At 39.8% G+C, this 20,690-nt stretch carries 15 protein-coding genes; 6 read left to right on the forward strand and 9 right to left on the reverse strand.

The features are described from left to right. The first annotated feature begins 145 nt into the window (after window positions 1–145). From KO495_RS07415 to yiaY, 3 genes are all read left to right on the forward strand, one after another. Window positions 146–337 carry a hypothetical protein gene (locus tag KO495_RS07415; RefSeq protein ID WP_215979771.1) on the forward strand — a complete coding sequence of 64 codons (192 nt, stop codon included), beginning with the start codon at window positions 146–148 and terminating at the stop codon, window positions 335–337. Window positions 338–470: 133 nt separating this feature from the next. After that, complete coding sequence (locus tag KO495_RS07420) at window positions 471–1,280, forward strand: RecX family transcriptional regulator (RefSeq protein WP_215979772.1); 810 nt, start codon at window positions 471–473, stop codon at window positions 1,278–1,280. Between the two features lie 310 nt (window positions 1,281–1,590). Beyond that, window positions 1,591–2,739: an L-threonine dehydrogenase gene (yiaY, locus tag KO495_RS07425; protein ID WP_215979807.1), complete on the forward strand. Its 1,149-nt coding sequence runs from the start codon at window positions 1,591–1,593 to the stop codon at window positions 2,737–2,739. Window positions 2,740–2,999: 260 nt separating this feature from the next. Here the strand turns inward: yiaY and KO495_RS07430 are convergent, their stop codons facing one another. Next, complete coding sequence (locus KO495_RS07430) at window positions 3,000–4,280, reverse strand: lytic murein transglycosylase (protein WP_252738860.1); 1,281 nt, start codon at window positions 4,278–4,280, stop codon at window positions 3,000–3,002. A gap of 608 nt (window positions 4,281–4,888) precedes the next feature. Here KO495_RS07430 and KO495_RS07435 point away from each other — a divergent pair. After that, on the forward strand, window positions 4,889–5,326 hold the full coding sequence (locus tag KO495_RS07435) for an energy transducer TonB (RefSeq protein WP_215979774.1): 438 nt from the start codon (window positions 4,889–4,891) through the stop codon (window positions 5,324–5,326). 332 nt (window positions 5,327–5,658) lie between these two features. On the opposite strand, the gene KO495_RS07440 is transcribed toward KO495_RS07435, so the two are convergent. The 7 genes from KO495_RS07440 to KO495_RS07470 form a co-directional block, all read right to left on the reverse strand. Continuing rightward, window positions 5,659–5,799, reverse strand: a complete 141-nt coding sequence (locus KO495_RS07440; protein WP_215979775.1) for a hypothetical protein — start codon at window positions 5,797–5,799, stop codon at window positions 5,659–5,661. Between the two features lie 351 nt (window positions 5,800–6,150). Beyond that, entirely contained in the window at window positions 6,151–6,504 is a 354-nt protein-coding gene (locus tag KO495_RS07445; protein WP_215979776.1) for an RNA-binding S4 domain-containing protein, read from the reverse strand. A gap of 160 nt (window positions 6,505–6,664) precedes the next feature. Beyond that, complete coding sequence (locus KO495_RS07450; RefSeq protein ID WP_215979777.1) at window positions 6,665–7,906, reverse strand: DEAD/DEAH box helicase; 1,242 nt, start codon at window positions 7,904–7,906, stop codon at window positions 6,665–6,667. A gap of 163 nt (window positions 7,907–8,069) precedes the next feature. Next, on the reverse strand, window positions 8,070–10,109 hold the full coding sequence (locus tag KO495_RS07455) for a TonB-dependent receptor (RefSeq protein ID WP_215979778.1): 2,040 nt from the start codon (window positions 10,107–10,109) through the stop codon (window positions 8,070–8,072). A gap of 176 nt (window positions 10,110–10,285) precedes the next feature. Continuing rightward, window positions 10,286–10,660, reverse strand: a complete 375-nt coding sequence (locus tag KO495_RS07460) for a hypothetical protein (protein ID WP_215979779.1) — start codon at window positions 10,658–10,660, stop codon at window positions 10,286–10,288. Between the two features lie 133 nt (window positions 10,661–10,793). Further along, window positions 10,794–11,837 carry a methionine synthase gene (locus KO495_RS07465; protein ID WP_215979780.1) on the reverse strand — a complete coding sequence of 348 codons (1,044 nt, stop codon included), beginning with the start codon at window positions 11,835–11,837 and terminating at the stop codon, window positions 10,794–10,796. 50 nt (window positions 11,838–11,887) lie between these two features. Next, window positions 11,888–12,874: a DUF1852 domain-containing protein gene (locus tag KO495_RS07470; protein WP_215979781.1), complete on the reverse strand. Its 987-nt coding sequence runs from the start codon at window positions 12,872–12,874 to the stop codon at window positions 11,888–11,890. 345 nt (window positions 12,875–13,219) lie between these two features. Here KO495_RS07470 and KO495_RS07475 point away from each other — a divergent pair, with 345 nt between their 5' ends. Together KO495_RS07475 and KO495_RS07480 are read left to right on the forward strand one after the other, a co-directional pair. Beyond that, window positions 13,220–14,032: a sulfite exporter TauE/SafE family protein gene (locus KO495_RS07475; protein ID WP_215979782.1), complete on the forward strand. Its 813-nt coding sequence runs from the start codon at window positions 13,220–13,222 to the stop codon at window positions 14,030–14,032. Between the two features lie 621 nt (window positions 14,033–14,653). Then, the gene (locus KO495_RS07480; protein ID WP_215979783.1) at window positions 14,654–17,299 is read left to right on the forward strand and encodes a hypothetical protein; all 2,646 of its coding nucleotides are present in this window, start codon (window positions 14,654–14,656) and stop codon (window positions 17,297–17,299) included. Window positions 17,300–18,017: 718 nt separating this feature from the next. On the opposite strand, the gene KO495_RS07485 is transcribed toward KO495_RS07480, so the two are convergent. Beyond that, window positions 18,018–20,615, reverse strand: a complete 2,598-nt coding sequence (locus tag KO495_RS07485; RefSeq protein ID WP_252738861.1) for a TonB-dependent receptor — start codon at window positions 20,613–20,615, stop codon at window positions 18,018–18,020. Between the last annotated feature and the right edge of the window lie 75 nt (window positions 20,616–20,690).

Here is a 20,690-nt window from a genome sequence, read left to right on the forward strand (position 1 = left end):
AAAGGGGCTTTTGGCGTGTAACGCCCCTTTGGGTGCTGTCGCCACCGCGACGCCAAGCAGAAACCCAAGACTCCAATCAGTAAAGTTAATCACTAAAATAGGCAAAAATTCTCAGTTGGGCGCCACGGGGATTCCAAAGGGGCTTTTGGCGTGTAACGCCCCTTTGGGTGTAGTCGCCACCGCGACGCCAAGCAGAAAACCAAGACTCCAATCAGTAAAGTTAATCACTAAAGTAGGCAAAAATGCTGAGTTGGGCGCCGCAGGGGGTCCAAGGGGAGGCGCGGCGGCACGTCGCCCCTTGGGTGTAGTCGCCACCGCGACGCCAAACAGAGAATAAAACTCCAATCGTATGTTGGAAGCAGAAAACTAATTAAATAAAGGATCATTCACCAACAACGCTTGCTAACTTTTTAATAACCATAAGCTTCTGTTACACTAATACCGCAAACATTTAAACCGAGACTTCTCCTATGGAACGCCCGCCACTTCGACAAGCCAAGACGATTGAAAACGTATTTAATAGTGCTTATTGGCACCTAAGCCAACAAGATTTCACCATTGCTGAAATCCGCACTAAACTTGCGCGCAAAACAGAAAATGGTGAGTGGGTAGAGCAGGTTGTTGCTCACCTTATCGAACGTAATTATTTAAAGAGTGATCTTGAGTTTGCGAAACTTTATTGTGAGTCTGCATTTAGTAATGAAATGGGTAAAGCAGCCGTACAACACAAATTAAAAGTGCGCGGTGTTTCCTCCCGTGATATTGACGCGGCAATCGCGCAAGTTGTTGAACAGCAAAATATTAATTTTGATGAATTGGCAAGCAGCCGGCTACAGTCTCGGTTCGAAACCTTTGACGGTATAAGTAAAGAAAAAGTATATGCACAAATGACAACGAGAGGCTTTACTCACTCACAAATAGATCAGGCGTTGTCACAACATCCGGCACAACATTCGCTACGCAGTAACATGGCGATAAAAGCCGATAAAGCTGAGCTATCAACTGAAATCATTAAATTATATCGAAAAGGAAAAGGGCAAATGCTTATTCTCAATGAATTAAAGCAGCGCCTTATTGATGTGAGTGAATTTGAAGAAACGCTATATCAACTTGAACTTGCTGGTGATATCGACTTTTATCAAAGCTGCAAAGATCAATTAGCAAAGAAAAACTACGATTTATCAGACTATAAAGAACAATCAAAAGCCTATGCATATTTGGCGCGCAAAGGCTTCACCGGTGATGAAATCAAAGAAACCATTTCACCTGTTCAAGAGTAGTGTCACTGGTTAAATAAAGAGGTGAAAATTAAGCGTAGCGCTACTGTAAAATGCTATTCGACACTGTTACACAACACAACACAACACAACACAACATAAAACAGAAATATAAGCTGCTACCCGATCTGTTATCTTTTAACTAAGTTATGAAAAAGTAAGAGTCTCCCTTTTAAATTTTAATTTTAATAGTTCATCACTCCTGTTTATACTCGCTATTTAAAGCCCATAACTTGATTCTAATCAAGACATCATTTCTATTTTCAGGTAAATTTTACCAAGGACATATTTTAAATGACATAATGGAGATTTTATAATGGCTGGATTTTTTATTCCTTCAATCAACCTGATGGGTATTGGCTGCCTTGAAGAAGCGGTTGATAGTATTCAAGCAAAAAGCTTTAGAAGAGGTTTAATTGTTACTGATACCGTGCTGGTTGATATAGGCATGGTCGTTAAAGTTCAGAAATTATTAACTGATCGTGATGTTGAAACGGTAGTGTTTGATGGCACTCAACCTAACCCGACCGTCAGCAATGTGAACGATGGTTTAGTTATTTTAAAAGAAAATGACTGTGACTTTGTTATCTCACTTGGCGGTGGCTCTCCGCATGATTGTGCCAAAGGTATTGCGTTGTTGGCGACTAACGGTGGTGAAATTAAAGATTACGAAGGTGTAAATCGTTCTGCTAAGGCGCAGTTACCCTTAATTGCAATTAACACCACCGCAGGCACTGCCTCTGAAATGACGCTATTCTGTATTATTACCGATGAAGATCGACATATAAAAATGGCGATTGTTGATAAACATACCACGCCAATGATTTCAGTTAACGATCCTGAATTAATGCTAGCAAAACCTGCATCATTAACTGCTGCAACGGGTATGGATGCGCTAACTCACGCCATTGAAGCTTATGTTTCAATTAACGCAACCCCTGTAACCGATGCGGTGGCCATTAAAGCTATTGAGCTTATTCAAGCCAACCTTCGCAGGGCAGTTTCACACGGTGATGATATTAAGGCGCGTGAGCAAATGGCCTACGCACAATTTATGGCAGGTATGGCGTTCAATAACGCCTCTTTAGGTTATGTGCATGCGATGGCTCATCAACTAGGTGGTTTTTACGATTTACCACATGGTGTTTGTAATGCGATTTTACTGCCGCACGTACAACGATATAACGCGCAAGTTTGCCCTGAAAGGTTAGCCGATGTTGCTAAAGCCATGGGCGTTGATACGTCAGGTATGGCAGCAGATAAAGCGGCTGAGGCAGCAATCAGCGCTATTGTTGAGTTATCTCAAGCGGTGAATATTCCGTCTGGTTTATCTCAGTTAGAGGTTAAGGTAGATGATTTTAATTTGCTAGCGGATAATGCACTAAAAGATGCTTGTGGTTTTACCAATCCCAAACAAGCAACTCATGCAGAAATTGTCGAGATATTCTCAGCTGCAATGTAGGTTTAGCTAAGGTTTTCTCAATTAAAACAAGCTAAGTTTTTCTTCGTTTTATCTACAGAATTTCTATAAAAAAGTCGCGAATATCGCGACTTTTTTATACCTTGTTTATACTTTATTTCTGGCTTAGCATAGCTATCAATAATCTCACCTAGGGGGAATAAAGTGTTTGTTGTCGGTCTTTTGTCTCACATTCATTTAAGCTGATTTTGTGTAAAGTTTTACTTAATGCCAAACAGGCAATGACACTGTACTCTTAGTCATTATTCGTCATTTTTTACTGGGATTTCACCATTTTTTAAGGCTATTTCGCTACTTTGGTTGAGAACTGACTCCATGGTTAAAAAGACTTCTTCGTTAGGGTAGCCATCAGCAACAAGTTTATGCTGCAGCTGAAACAAGCGAATGGCACGTCTTGTATTAGGGCCCCATTTACCATCAGGTTCACCTAGCTCAAATGATAAAGCGTTAAGTTGGCTTTGTAGTTTTTTCAAATCAGCAATACTATAAGGTTTTACCGCAGCTTGCTGTGCTGGTGAAAATTCAACGCCTTTTGCGCCAATTAATTTATTCGCCAATACCCCAACAGATAGTGCATAGCTCTTAGACAAATTCCACGTCATGATGACATTAAAGTTAGGGTAGAGTAAAAATGCGGGCCCTTTATGCCCTGATGGCAGATAAAGCTCAGCTTGAATATCGTAATCCGCTAAAGGCTTATTATTGACTTTTTTTACCCCAAGCTGCTGAAAATGGCTCAGTGAGTAATACTGATCAAAGGCGACTTTTTCAAAAGCAAAGTTATCAGGTAACTTAACTTCTCTACCCCAGCGCTCTTTGCTTTGCCAGCCTATTTGGTTCAAATAGTTAGCTGCCGTGGTGATGGCATCTACCTCGCTTTGCCAAACATCGACTTTGCCATCGCTATCACCGTCTACTGCATATTTTAATAAAGCGGAAGGCATAAATTGCATATGTCCCATTGCACCAGCCCAAGAGCCTTTCAATTGTTCTGTGGTTACTTGCTCGGTTTCAATCAGGGTAAATAAGTTTAGTAACTCTTGGGTGAAAAATTCGCTACGACGTTCATCACAAGCAAGTGTTGTCAAGGCATTCAAAATAGACATTTTACCTTTGTGTTTACCATAAACGGTTTCTAAGCCCCAAAAAGATACCAAATATTGACGGGGAATGCCGTATTGTTGCTCCAAAGAGTCAAATAGCGCTTTATGTTGCTTTAACTTTTCTCTACCAACACGAACATGATAACCAGTGACTCTGGCTTTCATATATTGTTCAAAAGTTTGAGTAAATTCAGGTTGTTTTTTATCGAGGGCAATAACGCGCTTTATAGGGGAGATATCATCTATAACGGTCTGAGTAATATAAGTTGAAAAGCCTGCATCTTGGGCACGTTTAGCTAAATTATTTTTGCATTGGAGGAAGTTAGTATCAGCAATGGCGGCACTGGCAAATAACGGTAAAAATGAGCCAGCGATGATTAACTTTCGAATGCTAAAGAAATAGCTGTGTTTTTTGCTCAAAATTAAATTGCTTGCCTTTCTTTTGAAAGTCGGGGGCTTAACAAAGCGCTTTGATAAGTACATGTATGATTATTCCTTGGAAAATGGTCAATGAAAACACCAGTAGTCATACAATGGCTAATTTTGATAGGGATAACAATGGTTAAATTGTGGCTGAGTAATTTTATTGCGCTACTAGGCTGTTGAACTTTCGAGATTGTTGTTGCAGCGAATTGTTAGGTGTTTATACAAGGCATAGCCTTTGTCATGTGGTTAATCAGGACAATATGTTCCAACATTGTCTAATAAACTACATCCCTGTAGCGTCACATAAAAAGTCTATAACGACGTAAAAATTACCAACAAACGCTGTCCGAAGGGTTCGGTTAAAAGCGTTTTACGCTTTATTGAGTATTATTTGCTTAGAATGACTAGGCTACATTTGAGCTACTTGATGAAATAGGAAAAACTTTGTGTTGATTCATATAAAGGTGAAGTTTTTACTTATGTTAAAAGAACTTGGCTGATTGAATCTACTCTATAATTGTTGTAGATTGGAATGTCTTTATCATACAATGGATTAGCTACTAACTGGAACGTTATTTAGATTATTTCACAACGGAGTGTATATGAAAATTTTGATATTACCCTTTATTTTACTTGCCTTGGTCCCCGCAATAGCGCTAGCTAAAACCTTTTATGCTGATGTTCAGGTTACTGAACTTAGTCCCTCAGGTGACTCTATCTGGCAACGTGTAAATCAAAATACGCCTAAATATCCTATAGAGCTAGCTCGCTCAGGGATTAGAGGCTGCGCTATTTTGTCGTTTACTATTTCAGACTCCGGTAAAACAGAGGGGATTGAGATCGTCAAATCTGTACCCAAATGGCAACTCGGTAAACATTCACGAAAAATGTTAAAGAAATGGATGTGGGATCCAGTGTCTTCAAGTGTTGAAAAAGTTGCAGAGAATAAAACGTTGAGATTAGATTTTTGTATGGGTGGTGAATCAATAGAGCAGGCTCAAAAGGCTTGTATACAGCAAACAAAAATAGCGTGTGCTTAACGCTTAATATTATAAACGCATTGTAGAGACTGTTTTTAAACCATTATTATTTTTTTCAGAGAGTGTTTGGGAGTTTGGAACTTATGATTAGAGTTGCAACATTCAATGATCTAGAGGGAGTTCTTAGCCTTTAAACTCTGTAATAAATGGAGTCAGAGCCACTTTAAATACTATATTGCCACCGCGAGGCCAAATACTGAAAAAAACTTAGTTAGATTTAGAGCGTAAGCAAACAAAAGATGAATGCTTCAAAAACAGAAAAGGGAGCAAAGCTCCCTTTTCTTCAACTATATTAGCGCAAACTAACTCAGCAGATTAATTGATGCTGTTAGTTATGCTTGCTCAAGTATTTCACGTTGTTCTGCAACTTCAATTCTGATATCAAAATCACGAGGTAAGCTCTCATTACTATAATCAAATACGGTCGCTTCAGTTGCGTTTTCAGCGTTTAAATGTGTTTGTTGATTTTGCATAGGTAAATAACCTCTTTTAATAAGATTTACTTAATATGTAATATTATTACGTAATAATCAGCCGAAATTTGGTTTTTTGTGAGGTTTTACGTATTTTTATTTATTTTTGTTGTTTTATTACTTCTTTGGGGGTTGGGTTTAGGGGCTTTAGGTTTACGGGTTTTCATAAAAGAGGGAGATCAGAAAGTAGTTTTTATCGGAGCTTAACTGTTGATAGCAAAGAAAAAGGCGAACCATTGCTGGCTCGCCTTTGAGTTTAATAACGGGTACTCGTTTAGAAAAAACACCTTGGATTTATTGGTAATAGACTCGCTATTGACGGATGCATCCGCCTTGCTAGTGCTGACGTTTTTAGCGTTCAGGCTTTACTGTAGGTTTACTGTCAGCTGAAAGCGCGCGTGCTTTACTTTTCGCTTTCTTTTTTCTTTGATCTTTTTTACTCGCTAAAACAACCGTATTGATAAATTCGGCCGATTTCTGGCTAGGGTTATAAGCGACTTCAATGGTTTTATCGTTATATTCGATAATATCACCGCGGCGAATTTTTTTACGCTTTTGCGTTACGACTTTATTATTTACTAATACACTGCCTTCGCTGATGATGGTTTTAGCTTCGCTGCCACCGCCAACCATATTGGCGATTTTGAGTAATTTATAAAGTTCTATTGGTTCAACACAAATGTCGAAAGTTGAGTGTTCAGACATGCAATACGCCTAATGGTTTTAAATAATAATATGACTAACATTCTAACATGTTTTTGAACAAAGCTTATATTCAGGGTGCGTTATAAAAGTTAGTCACTCGATTTTTTGGGTTTTGTCTAAGCAAAGTTGACGTTAATTGATGCTTACTATTAGCCCCTAGTTAGCGCCTTTTCTTTTTCGCGTTAGTCCCTTTATGGCTTTTATTGTTTCTACTTGGTTTTTTAGTCGCTTTCTTTTTCTTAGCAGCTATAGGCGCTTGTGAAAACTCTTTATGAAACGGCTGCTCTGTGACTACAGGAATAACTTGCCCGATGCTATTTTCAATATTGGTTAATTGCCTGATATCATTTTCTACAACAAAAGAAATAGCCGCGCCACTCTTACCTGCACGAGCGGTGCGTCCAATACGGTGTACGTAGTTTCTCGGATCTTCTGGTAGGTTGTAGTTAACCACCAAGGTAATATTATCAACGTCAATGCCGCGCGCAGCCACATCGGTTGCTACTAATACTCTTAAATTAGCGTCTTTAAAGTTTTGTAACGCTTCTTCTCTAACCGCTTGTGTTTTGCCACTGTGCAGGCTAGCTGCAGTAATTGAGGCTTTTTCGAGGGCGTTAACAATAATGTCTGCGCCATATTTTGTTTTGCAAAATATTAGTACTTTTTGATGCTCTGGTGTTTTTAGTATGTCAAAAAGCAAAGGTACTTTATTTGATTTATCCAGGTGGTAAATACTTTGATTAACCAAGTCGGCAGTCACCGCTTGCGGGGTAATTTCAACTTTTGTTGGTTTGGTTAATATCGCTTGTGCCAGTACTTCAATTTCAGCGGGCATAGTGGCAGAAAATAACAATGTTTGTCGGCTTTTTGGCAGCTTAGCGATAATGTTTTGCACGTCTTTAAAAAAGCCCATATCAAGCATGGTATCTGCTTCATCTAAAACAAAAACTTCTAATGATTTAAAGTGTATATCGCCATTTTCAATTAAGTCTAATAACCTGCCAGGGGTGGCAACTAAAATATCGAGGCCTTGCTCGATAGCGTCTACTTGCGGTTGTCTGCCAACGCCGCCATAAACAACTTTAGTTTTTAGCCCTAAGCCTTCTGCGTAGTCATCAATATTTTGCATGATTTGCGAGGCAAGCTCTCGTGTTGGCGTAAGAATTAACGAACGGGTACTCTTGGTTTTGATTTCAACGTTATTTTGACCAAACTTATTAATAATAGGTAGGGCAAAGGCGGCCGTTTTTCCTGTGCCTGTTTGCGCTATACCTAAAAGATCATTGCCATCAATTAGCGCGGGAATACATGCTTGTTGAATTGGTGTCGGCTGTGTGTAGCCTTTAAGACTAACGCGGTCAATAATTGACGCTAAAAGTGGAAATTCTGTAAATTCTGACATGCTGCCTCGAAATGCTTTACTCAATGGTTGGCTATTCTAACAGAATGCTCACGCAAAGAATGAGAAGTAGTTAACTAATCTGAGCTCAGGTTAACGTTCAGGTTAACTAAGGTAAAAGATGTCTAGGTAGAAAGTACCTAGACATAAATTGTTTAGGCACAAATTATCCGCCAAATTGAAAACGTAAGCCAGCATTAACGGTAAAACCATCGTTTCTTGACCAAATGTTGGTGGTCCATCTACCGCTCGGGGCTTGCTCTGGTAACACTAAAGGGTCTTCCTTGGTTTGTCGCACATTTAATAAGTTTTCAGCATTAATAAAAAAGCTTACTTGTCCGAGGGTGATTTGTCCTAATAACCCTAAATGCCAGTATGCATCACTTCGTTCCCTGTAGGGATTGTTTTCAAGCTGCTGCGTGCCGGTATAGTATGCTTCAAACCCTAACAGGTGACTGCCATGCTCTTCCCACATAACAACAAGCCCAGCAGAGTGTTTAGGGGTAAGCGCTAGTGGCACACGTTTAAAGCCATCATCACTGTTTTTAGTTGCGTTTGTGTATAAGTAACTCCCCGTAAATTTAATATCTTGCCAACGATAGCGCAGTAGTAGTTCAGCGCCATTAATATCACTCTCGCCGCTAGCATTAATTATATGTACTTGTTTATCTGAAGTGCTATTAGCATTATCAATAAGGGCTAATTCAGTAACGTTATCAATACTTGATGAAAATAATGTTAGGCTGGTTTCAACACTGCCAAGTACATAACTTAAATCGATAGACGCGGTAGTTGCTCGTTCTTCGTTAAGGTTTTCAAGTGGTGCAAGGCGAGATAAACCTGCTTCATCAATGTCTTCAATAAATGGTGTTGGTGCGAAAAAACCTTGTCCGTATGCGCCTCTAATTGTCCATTCTTCAGGGCTGTAGAGTAATGATATGCGCGGACTTACTTGTGTGCCATATTCACTGTGCCAGTCAGCACGAGCACTAAGCGACATTGAAATATTGTCACTTGCTTCATAATCAAGTTGCGAAAATAGCCCTGGTACTTGATAAGAGTAATTAAACTCAGAGAAGTTGTCAGATTGAAACCTTTCTGATTGAAGTGCTAACCCAACAAGCCATGCTGTTTGATCTGAATACCCAGATACGCTTGATTCAATTAAGTAACTTTCGTGCTTGTCGTCATCTTTAATTGCCCCAAATACATGCTCGTGCTCTTGGTTCATTGCCGAGCCACGCATATTTAAATTTATTACTTCACCTAAGGGTTGATCATAAATAAAGCCGATATCTGTTCTTAAGGTGTTTTGGGTTTGAGGAAAAGTATTACCGTCAGGCACGGTTGCTTCACCCCAGGTTCCGCCATCTCTTTGCTCTGTCATTGCGCCCAATGTTACGTAAAGGTTGGCGCCATTATCACCTTGCCAATAAAGGCGAGGGCGAACACTCGCTCTTTGATAAGAAGCCATATCAAGCCAACCGTCGTCATCTAAGTCTTGCTCTTCTTGGTTATGAACCCCAGCCGTGATTGATGCGCTTAAGCTTTCGGTTAAAGGTGATGCAAAGTACGAGGTAATATCTTGACCATTTTTAGAAGTGGCATTAACTAATACTTCGCCTTCATATTCATCAGAGGGAGTTCTTGAAATTAAATTGATGACTCCACCTAGTGCAGAGCCGCCATAAAGAGAAGAAGCGGAGCCTTTAATTATTTCAACTGTTGCAAGGTCGGTAGGGGGAATTTGCATTAAACCGATGGACGTTGTTTGACCGCCATACAAGGGTAAACCGTCACTTAAAAGTTGCGTATAGCGTCCATATAAACCTTGCAGCCTAATGTTTGAGCTACCTAAAGCAGGAGAAGTTGTTTGTACTCTAACACCACCGGTTTCTGCCACTAGCATTGAAATATTTCCGGGGCGCATTAATGCTTTTTCTTGTATTTCTTCGCCATTAATAATTTCGGTGCGTGTTGCCGATTCAGTTACTATACGACCTAGTCGAGAGGCTCTAACTTGAATTTTTTCAACCTTATTATCGCCATGTTCATGATGTTCTGACTCTTTATGGTGTTCAGTTTCTTCATGGTGATTATGCGCGTTTTTGTGCTCATTTTTATGTTCGTGATTGTTTTCATTGGCGTAAGCGAACGCGGGTATTAGCAGTATTGCAACTGCCTTTTTTAAATGATTTTTAAACATTATTTCCTCAAATATTACTTCGGTATAGCTTCGATATAGTTTCGATATAGCTTAGGTATGGCTTAGATGTCACCTAGTCATAAATCACCACCAACATATTCATTTATATGGTAATTTATAAGTTACTTTGTTTTGGTGCTAAGCTTTCTTGTACTAAGTTTTCTTGTACTAAGTTTTTATGAGGTAACAATAGGAGGGCGGTAGAGGAAGTCTGACATATAACTAGGCTGTTCAGGTTGTTCCCGATAAATAGCTTCACTTATAGCAACTACTTTAGTTGAGGCTACTTTACTATCAATGTATATCAATAAAGAGCATGCATTAGTAATGCAAGTGCAGTTATTATCACAGCAATTAATACCGCAGCAGTCTTCTTGATGAGCGGTATCAGTTATCGTTGAATCGTAACTTTTTACTAGGTTAGTGATACTAGGAGAAAGAGAGGCAGTGTCAGGTTCGCAAGGTATAGCGGTATTAAATGTTAGAGTTTGTCCAATAAAAGCAATAAGCATGGCTGTTATTATTAACACTTTAGGCACTGCTTTAAACATATAAACCTCTATATAAAATACGGCTAGCATTATAAGAGGTTATTTATAATATGTGAACTGTTAGATAAAAGTTTATGCTCGGAGCTGAGCCTTTAGGTTAACGTTTTTTATGTTAACGCTTTAAGTTAAGGTTTCAAGTTAATAGTTCTTTTCGCACAATTTCAGCGCCTGCACTTAAGGCATTTAGTTTGCCTTGTGCTACTTGATGAGATAACGGTGCCATGCCGCAATTAGTGCAAGGGTAGAGCTTATCGGCATCGACAAACTGCAACGCTTTTCGCAAAGTTGCAGCCACTTCTTCGGGTGTTTCAATGATGTTGCTAGCGACATCAATAGCGCCGACCATAACTTTTTTACCTCGAATCAATTCAAGTAAATCCATTGGTACATGTGAGTTATGACACTCTAGTGAGATAATATCGATACTTGACTGTTGCAGTTTTGGAAACGCTTCTTCATATTGTCGCCACTGTGAGCCTAACGTTTTTTTCCATTCAGTATTGGCTTTTATGCCATAGCCATAACAAATATGTACGGCTGTTTCGCATTTTAGCCCTTCAATGGCTTTTTCTAAGCAGGCAATGCCCCAGTCATTTACTTCGTCAAAAAACACATTAAAGGCAGGTTCATCAAATTGAATAATATCAACCCCTGCGGCTTCTAATTCTTTCGCTTCTTGGTTAAGAATAATGGCAAACTCCCAAGCGAGTTTTTCACGGCTTTTATAATGATCATCATAAAGGGTGTCTACCATTGTCATAGGACCGGGCAGCGCCCATTTTATTGGTTGTTTAGTTTGCTTACGTAAAAATTTAGCGTCTTCAACAAATACCGACTTTTGACGACTAACTGGGCCAACAACCGTAGGCACGCTGGCGTCATATCTATCACGAATTTTAACAGTTTTACGTTTTTCAAAATCAACACCGTTAAGATGCTCAATAAAAGTGGTGACAAAATGTTGGCGTGTTTGCTCACCGTCACTGACAATATCAATGTCAGCGTATTGTTGGTTTTGTAATGACAAGCGCAGTGCATCGTGTTTTCCTACAGCTAATTCTTCGTCTTGTAATTTCCAAGGTGACCACAGGGTTTCAGGCTCTGCCAACCATAAAGGCTTAGGTAAACTACCTGCTGTTGATGTAGGTAATAAGGTGTTGTTGGTCAGTGTTTTCATAATAAATAATACCGTGTATTTAGTTAACTTTTGACTTAGCGCTATAACGATTAAGCGCAGCTATTGGCGTAGTTAGCAGACCACTGCTCAAGTACAGTTTGATAAGGTTTGATGAAGTTTTCTTCAGCAAATTTACCTTGCTCATTCGCTAGCTTGCTGCGCTCTTCTCGGTCATAAACAATTTGCGTTAATGAGTGATCTTGGTTTTTTAAGTTAGGTTGGTACGACTTTCCTGCAACCGCATTGGCATTATAAATTTCAGGTCGATAAATCTTTTGAAACGTTTCCATGGTGCTGATGGTGCTAATAAACTCAAGGTTAGTGTAGTCGTTGAGTAAATCACCAAAGAAATAGAAAGCCAGCGGTGCAACGCTGTTTGGCGGCATGAAATAACGTACCGACAAGCCCATTTTTTTGAAATATTGCTCAGTTAAAGATGACTCATTAGGTTGGTACTCAACCCCTAATACTGGATGTTGATTTTCAGTGCGATGATAGGTTTTGTTATCTGACACACTTAAGCATATTACCGGTGGTTTGTTAAAGTTTTGTTGGTAAGCACTTGAGTTAACAAAATACTGAAAAAGTTTGCCGTGTAGCTCACCAAAGTTATCAGGAATACTAAAACTGCTTTGATTTTTATTATGATTTTGCAGTAATACACTAAAATCATAATCTCGCACATAAGACGAGAAGTTATTGCCAACAATGCCTTCAATGCGCTTGTTGGTTTTATGATCAACAATATTCGTTTTTAATACTTCAATTGACGGAAAGCTCTGTCCGCTGTTTTCAATATCTATATCTACTGAAATAATTTCAAGCTCAACAGAGTAACGATCGCCTTTAGGGTTGTCCCAATTGGCCAGCGCATTGAAGCGATTATTAATCATGGTTAGTGCGTTACGTAAATTGGCTTGACGGTAGTCGCCTCTGGCCAAGTTGGCAAAATTAGTGGTAATACGCGTGCTGTTCGATGGCTGATAGTTTTCATCAAGCGCAAGGCTTTTTAAGGTAAATATAAAATCTTTGTTCATGTTAGTCAGTATCCTATTTGCTGAGACAAAACCAAAAGTTGTTGTTTGCTCTTGCTAGACTATGCAACGTTGCCATTGTGTTTTCGGCGTTGTGCCAGTGACTTATTCAACATTGATTTTCATCTTGTTTGGCCATCTGGCTGTCTAACTTTAGCGGCTGAGTGAATTTATACGTGGATAGCTAGCTGATGAAAAGCGCATTTATTTCACATAGGGTATGAGAAATATTCATGCCCTTTATGTTTGAATGTTCACGCGGGTGTAGGCTATATTAGCTCGCCTGATAAGAGCAAAGTGGTATTTAGCTCTTTACTAACCTTTTGAAAATATTAAGAAGTGAGCTGTATGAGTGAGTTATTGTTGTTAATTATATACTGCGCCATACTCGGTAGTGGTGTGGGCTTTTTAGCTGGGCTGTTAGGTATTGGTGGCGGCTTAGTGATTGTGCCAGTATTGAGCGTTATTTTACTTCACTTTGATATTGTACCCCTTGAGCAAGCAGTAATCGTTGCTATTGCTACCTCATTAGCCTCAATACTTTTTACTTCCACCTCTTCAGCATTAGCACATCATAAACATGGTAATGTTCCTTGGGAAATTGCGCCGTGGATAATGACAGGTGTTGCGCTTGGCGCACTAATTAGTGGCTTTCTCGCAGCGCTGTTACCTGAGAATGTAGTGCGGATAATATTTGCGGTGAGCGTGGTACTTATTGCCTTGAAAATGTTTTACAGTAGTCGCAAAGTAGATGCTCCAATAGAACGTGAAATGCCTAATAAAGCATTGCTAACATTTTTTACCACCATCACCGGTGGTTTGTCGGCCATGATAGGTATTGGTGGTGGTGCATTGTTAGTGCCGTTGTTAACGTTTTTTTCAATCGACATGAGAAAAGCCATTGGTTGTGCTTCGGCTTGCGGTATTGTTATCGCCTTATTTGGTTCAATAGGTTACATCACTTCTGGTAGTTCACATTTCGCTGTAGCAGATGGTTTTGCCGGTTTTGTCTATTTACCCGCTTTATTAGGCATTGTTTGCACCTCTTGGTTTACCGCGCCTTTAGGAGCAAAAGCTACCGCACATTTACCTGTGCCGTTGGTCAAAAAAATATTCGCAGCGCTACTATTGTTGATGGCGGTAAATATGGTAATGCGTTAAGGATAGTAATGCGTTAAGGGTAGTGTAACTACCTGTTTTATTTGGTTATTATAACCTAACATGATGCTGTGGCGGTTATTGTTAGCGATATTTATATCTTGCTGAGATAAGAGTGGGAAACTCCACTCTTATCTTCGTTAAATTTCTTCAACAAACTGATAAATATAACTTAAAATATTTCAATTGCTTTTCACTCACGCAGCCTTAAGCTTCGTGCAATCGATTCACTATTGATAAGTTTCCTCTCCAGATTTTTAAACAAAAATCAGCTGTAAATTATCACAATTACACCAGTGTAACTTTAACTCACAACACCACTCATTTAGTACACCTATAGAGATAACAAAGCACTATTAGCATGACTAAACAAATAAGATAGTTTGTGCTTGTTTCTTATCATATTGAAATTATTATATTTTAGTGGTTTTTTAGGTTTTTTTTACAATAATTAGTAAAAATGCTTGACTTATTTTTGGTGACTACCTACTGTTTGTTGGTGCATTTTTAATCGTTCTAATTTTAAAGGTGAACGTAATTTGAGGAATAAATGCACTTAATCATTCCCTGAAAAATGGGGATGGTAAACCATGAATGACTAACACCAAAAGGTAAATACACATTATGAAAGCAACAATAAAAACGAAAATGAAATATTTAACCGCCTGTATATTTTTAACAGCGGGCGGACAGGCCCAGCTGGCAAATGCTGGAGATATGACAAATTTCTTAGATGCATTACGTGGATTTGAGTCTGGTTTGCCTGACGCTACAGATGCGATTGTTAATGGTTATAAAACTGGTTACAACGATAATACAGCCCGTACATACAGCTACTTAAAAAAAGATGCTCAAGGTAATGATATTCCTGGCCGTATAGATTTGGCTTGTGATGGTAGTGTCGTTGGTGAAACACATTCGGTTAAAAGATATTTCCAAAAGTTAGATGTTGATCGCTTTTATGACAATAATGCTTCTCTTGCCGATCGTAAGCGAATGATCAGAAAAATGCAGTATAGCTCACTCAATGCTTGGGGGTTTGTTGGTTATCAAAATGGCGAAGCAACCCTTATCACCTCTGGTTATTATATTCCTCAAACTGAAGGTGGCCTGAGCAAATATTACTCCGCTCGACCAGCAAGTGAGTGGGCGGCTACTGGTACCGGTCGACAAAGTGAAGCTACATGTACCGGTGTTAAAGAAACGATTCAATTTAGATGGGAAGGTGGCACCGTTGACTTATTAACACCGCAGGTTAATGAGTGGTTAGGTACTTTCAGCGGTAAGAGCGATATTTATCAGTTTGATGATATGCGTATACCAGCAAAACAAGAGCAGATCATTCGCGCGCTAATGCGCTCTAACTATATTAAGTTTCGTGAATTGATGCAGGAACGAGGTAAGGATTGGTCAGATATACTAGGCACAAGCTATGACTATATTCATATTGAAAATGGTCAGCAAGTGACTAAAACTACTACTATCACTATGTCTGGCATAATAGCCGCTACTCACTTACGTGGAGCTTTAGGGGTTATTAATGCTATTTTTGAAGGTACAGATGCGGGTGATGAAACAGGCACAACAGCTGGCTTTTATATGGATATGTTTAAAGGTCATGACACCTTGTTTGATACGCCGAGTAATGACATTATTTCTGGAACGCAGCACCCTGAAATGCTATTTGCTGGCTGGGGTAACGACACCGTCACAACAGGCGACGGTAAAGATCAGATAGTTATCCAGAAAAACGCTTCAGGTAATACGCAGACCGTGATTAATGACTTTGCCCTCGGAACAGATCGTATATCTCTTGGTACAGAATGGACAGGTTCCCCTTTAGCCCAAATGACTATTACCAGTACTAGTGATCAAACAGGTTCGGTATTAACACTTCCGGGTAACCAATCGATAGTATTACAAGGCGTACCTAGCAGTAGCCTACCGACAAATATGGATGATTATATTGTCCATGCAAAAAGCTACGTGCAGGGTTGGGGTGGAACGAGAGAAACCATTACGGGTTTCCGTCCAATGCTTGACAAAATTATTCCAGAAAGACATGTTACTGTTTCCGACTTGAGCGCCTTTGAAAACGCAGCCGGTAACCTAGAGGTAGGCACCGATACTTGGAATACTAAAGAGCTTGTTGGCCTTAAGTTAGCCGACCTAACTGCCGAGATGTTTTCTGAAATGACTGGTGATATATCTCAGCTTGGTGGTATCACTATTCCAGCCAGACCGGTGGTTATTGCTAATGGTGACACTGCTGCAAATGGCGGTGATATGATTAATCTTACTGGTAGCGTATCAGGAACGAGTAATTATGAGTGGACTCAAGTTGAGCCATTATCTCCTAAGGCGACTATTAATAATCCAACGGCATTAAATACCTCGATAATATTACCGACGGTCGGCTCAACAACTGAGTTCTACTTTCAATTAAAAGGAGTTAACGGATTAGCCAGTAATGCCGCTTCTCATGCTGTGCTAGTGAGTGCAGGCACGAATACAGGTAACAACGCACCAACCGCTGTGGTTTCTTCTTCAGCAACGAGTGTGGTTGAAGGTCAAACTGTTAATTTATCAGGTGCTAGCTCTACCGATCCAGATGCGAATACCACATTGAGCTATCAATGGAGTGCCTCACCAGCCAATGCTGGTAGCTTCAACTCACCAACGATTGATAACCCTACATTTACGGCTGCTAATGTTACTGCCGATACCAGTGTGAATATTACGCTAGTAGTTAGCGACGGTGAGCTAAGCGATAGCGCTTCAACTTGGGTAACGGTCACTGACTCTACAGTAGGTAATAGTGCGCCAACAGCAGTAGTTTCAGCGTCAGCAGCGAACGTTGTGGAAGGTAACTCAATTACTCTTAATGGTGCTAACTCTACCGACCCTGACGCTAATGATACATTGACTTATCAGTGGAGTGTTTCGCCAGCTAGTGCAGGTAGCTTTAGTTCATCAACGGCGGCTAACCCAACATTTACCGCAGCCAGTGTCTCAGCAGATACTATCGCTACTGTTAGCTTAACGGTTAGTGATGGAACGCTTAGTGATACTGCATCTACTGCAGTAACTATCACTAATGAAACAACCGGACCAACGGTAACTCCGTGGGTTGCAGGTCAAACAGTAGTGAGCAATGGTGATGTTGTTTCTTACAATGGTTCATGTTTTGAAGCTCAAAATAACCCAGGTACTTGGGAAACACCAACATCTACTTCTACTTGGTTCTGGACTGAAGTTTCATGTAACTAATGTTCACTTAAGTAGTCATAGCATAAAAAAAACAGCGACCTAACAAGTCGCTGTTTTTTTATGGAAGTCGTTTACTGGTAAAAAATAGGGCCACATTTACTTAATTTAGTGTTTGAATAAATGGGCTGAGTGGTTGTGATACTGCTGTATTTTAATTGTCACTTCCTAAGAGGCTGTCGGGAATCGATATTGCTAAGGTCTGTATTTTTTAATAAATTCAGCAAGTTAACCACTAACTAGCAAAGGTAGACCTCAATCAGAGACTGAACGTCGAGGGCTGTCGCCACCGCTATACTAAGCAGATAATTAACCTCAATGGAGTTCAGGAAGGACATTTGTTAAGCCGAGCTCAGGTTATTTAACCCTGCTACGTACGCTAACCTCCCATTTCAGCGTTAAAAGCTAGTTTTGATTAATGATTATAGGTAACCGTTATGAGCTTATCCTGTTAAGTGTATCCAGTGATAGTACTCAATAAATAGGTTAGTAATAGTGATTAAATAAAAAAGGGAGGGTAGTAAACAAAAAAAAGCCAGATTTAGAACAATCTGGCTTTCGGCCTAAAATGGCAATCCATTGCCACGTGTAAATCGTTTAGTTTCGCTGTTGCCAGTGAGGTAAACGATAACTAATCATATGATAGGAACGTGTCAAACCTATCATATGAGAAGAGGGTGGCTTGGTATTATTGTTTTTTAAAACTTAAATAAAGCCTAAATTAAAACTTAATACTTGCACCAAGGAAGTAACGAGTACCAAACTCATCGATACTATGAACGACATTACCAAAGTCAGGTTGGCGTAGAACCAAGGCTTCATTAGTTAAGTTTACTGCTTCAAGTGATATATCAAGGTTATCCATAGCATGCCAAATAACTGAGGCGTCTAACTGACTGTACGCATCATTCACGCTTGCACTGCCACTATTATTGTATTGACGCATAAATTCATCACGGTAGTTATAAGCTAAACGAGCGCTAAAGTTATCGTCTTCATAGTAAGCTGAAAGGTTAAAGGAGTTTTTTGATACGTCATCTAGCGGTACTATTTTACCATCCGAAGTGGTTCTTTCACTATCGGTATAGGTGTAATTACCTTGTACGCCAAAACCATTATCAAAAGCATGTTGAATTTGTAGCTCTAAGCCCGTTACATCACCAGTACCAACATTACGAGAGCGAGTTACTAAACAGGTTTGTGAACATCCATCATAAGGCTCTACCGCAGCGGTCGTTTCAATATAATCGCTGATGTTTTTAATAAAGAAAGTTGCGCCAACAATAGAAGCTTCGTCAAAGTACCATTCTAAACCGATATCGTATTGGTCAGCTTTGTAAGGTTCAAGGTTAGGGCTACCAACAGTGGCTGTAGCAAAGCTAACAGAGATTGTTTCAGCCATTTGCATCGCATCGTAATCAGGGCGTGAAATAGTAGAGCCTGCAGCAAAGCGGAAAATAAGATCGTCAGAAATATCTGCGGCAATGTTCACACTCGGTAAAAAGTTACTGTAATCTTTCTTTCCTTGTGAAGGTAAGCCATCAATACTGCCTTTTGATAACACGTCAGTACCAACATAGCGTAAGCCTACGTTACCGCGGAAGCCATCACCTTCAAAGTTACCTTTTACATAGAATGCGGTAATGTCTTCTTCAATTGAAAATTGGCTTAATGTTGTGGTGGTGTCTGCTTGATTCTGATAAGCATAATCCCATATTCCAGCACCGTCAGCCACTGGGAATGCTGATAAGCTGCCAGGACGTCCTTCTTTACTATGTAAGCCACTCACAAAACCGCCGTTGTAATCACTAAGGTTTAAACCATCAGCGATTGCTTTGTTTACGTCAACATCACGATAATCACCACGTGAAGCAAAGGTTTGACTTTGATATTTTAAGCCGAAATCAAGCGTGGTAAACATGCCTTTATCAAGTTGGTAGGTAAAATCAGATTGAATATAATCAATGTCATTGTCACGAACATAATTAATGTAGGTAAATTCTTGAAAAATATCGAAATTACTATGACTGCTCATGTAGTCTGAATTAGTTGGAATAATTTCAAGGGCACCGGCTACATCATAGGTATAACCGCCATTAGCAGCATTAGTTGTGTCGCCCCACCAAGTACTGCTTTGTAATGTACGTCCTTCAGCGCTAGAGCTACCGGCAACGATACCTATTGACCAATCATTCACGGTATACTCTAGTGTAAAGTTTAATGCATCGGTTTGCATTTCAGGCTTACGTAAAACAGTATTATTAAATAATGGTGGTAATCCTGCGCCATTGGCACCGTTCGTTGTTCCTTGCGTGAGTACACCTGCGTTGTTTGTGGTAGTAGAGTTGCCATCGAGTGTACCAAAACCAACAATACCAAATTGTGCCGTGTTGATATGGTCGTTATTTAACTCGAACAAGTTATAATTTAAGCCTATCAGTAGATTATCTGTCGGGGCGTACTGCACAGTTATTTGACTACTTGTACGTTCTCTATCTTCATCAAATAAAATTGACGACATTGCACCGTAAGAGTTGTGAGATACGCCATTACTATCAGTGAAGCTACCGCTAGGTGTACCAAAGTTTGATAGAGTTTCACGATATACTTTAGATTGTTCATTTGAATAGGCGACTAAGATACCAAAGGTTTCATCGTCGGTTTTCCAGCTACCCAACGCAGAGTATGCAGGGTCCCACTCTTCAGAATTTTCATGGTAAGCCCCCTCAACAGAAGCAAACACAGTACCTGCGTCTAATTCGAGCGGCTTACGAGTTTTTAGGTTAACCGTACCACCGATTGCGCCTTCGTTAACATCAGCTTCGACAGATTTATATAAGTCCATGCCTGAAACTTGCTCTGACGCTAACATTTCAAAGTTGAAGCTACGGTTAATACCACCTAAATCAAACCAACCAACACTGGCAACATTTTGGCCGTTAAGTAATACCATACTATGCTCGGGCGCTGTACCACGTACTGTTACGCCACTCACTTCACCGTAGGTTCTAACCACGGTAACACCAGGGATGCGCTGCATCGCATCACCGATGTTTTTATCTGGAAATTTACCAATATCTTCTGCAGATATAGAGTCTAAAACTGAATCACTAAAACGTTTGCTATTTAACGCTCTAGTTAAGCTGCCGCGTATACCTTTCACCTGAATGATTTCTACGTCACTTTTATCAGCAAGGTTATTATCTGCCGCTTCGGCGGCATAAACATTACCCATGGCACCCGTTAATGCAATAGTGCTAAATGAAATAAAGCGCATCGCGGTATTATTTTTAATTAAGTTAGTTAACTTTTTTGACATACCCTTATCCTCTCTTGTTATAGTTTTTATGTACTTGTTATATTTTTTATTCGTCTAGCTTTTACTTTATTAATA

Source organism: Colwellia sp. D2M02 (genome assembly GCF_018860755.1).
In the GTDB taxonomy this organism is placed as follows: domain Bacteria; phylum Pseudomonadota; class Gammaproteobacteria; order Enterobacterales; family Alteromonadaceae; genus Colwellia; species Colwellia asteriadis.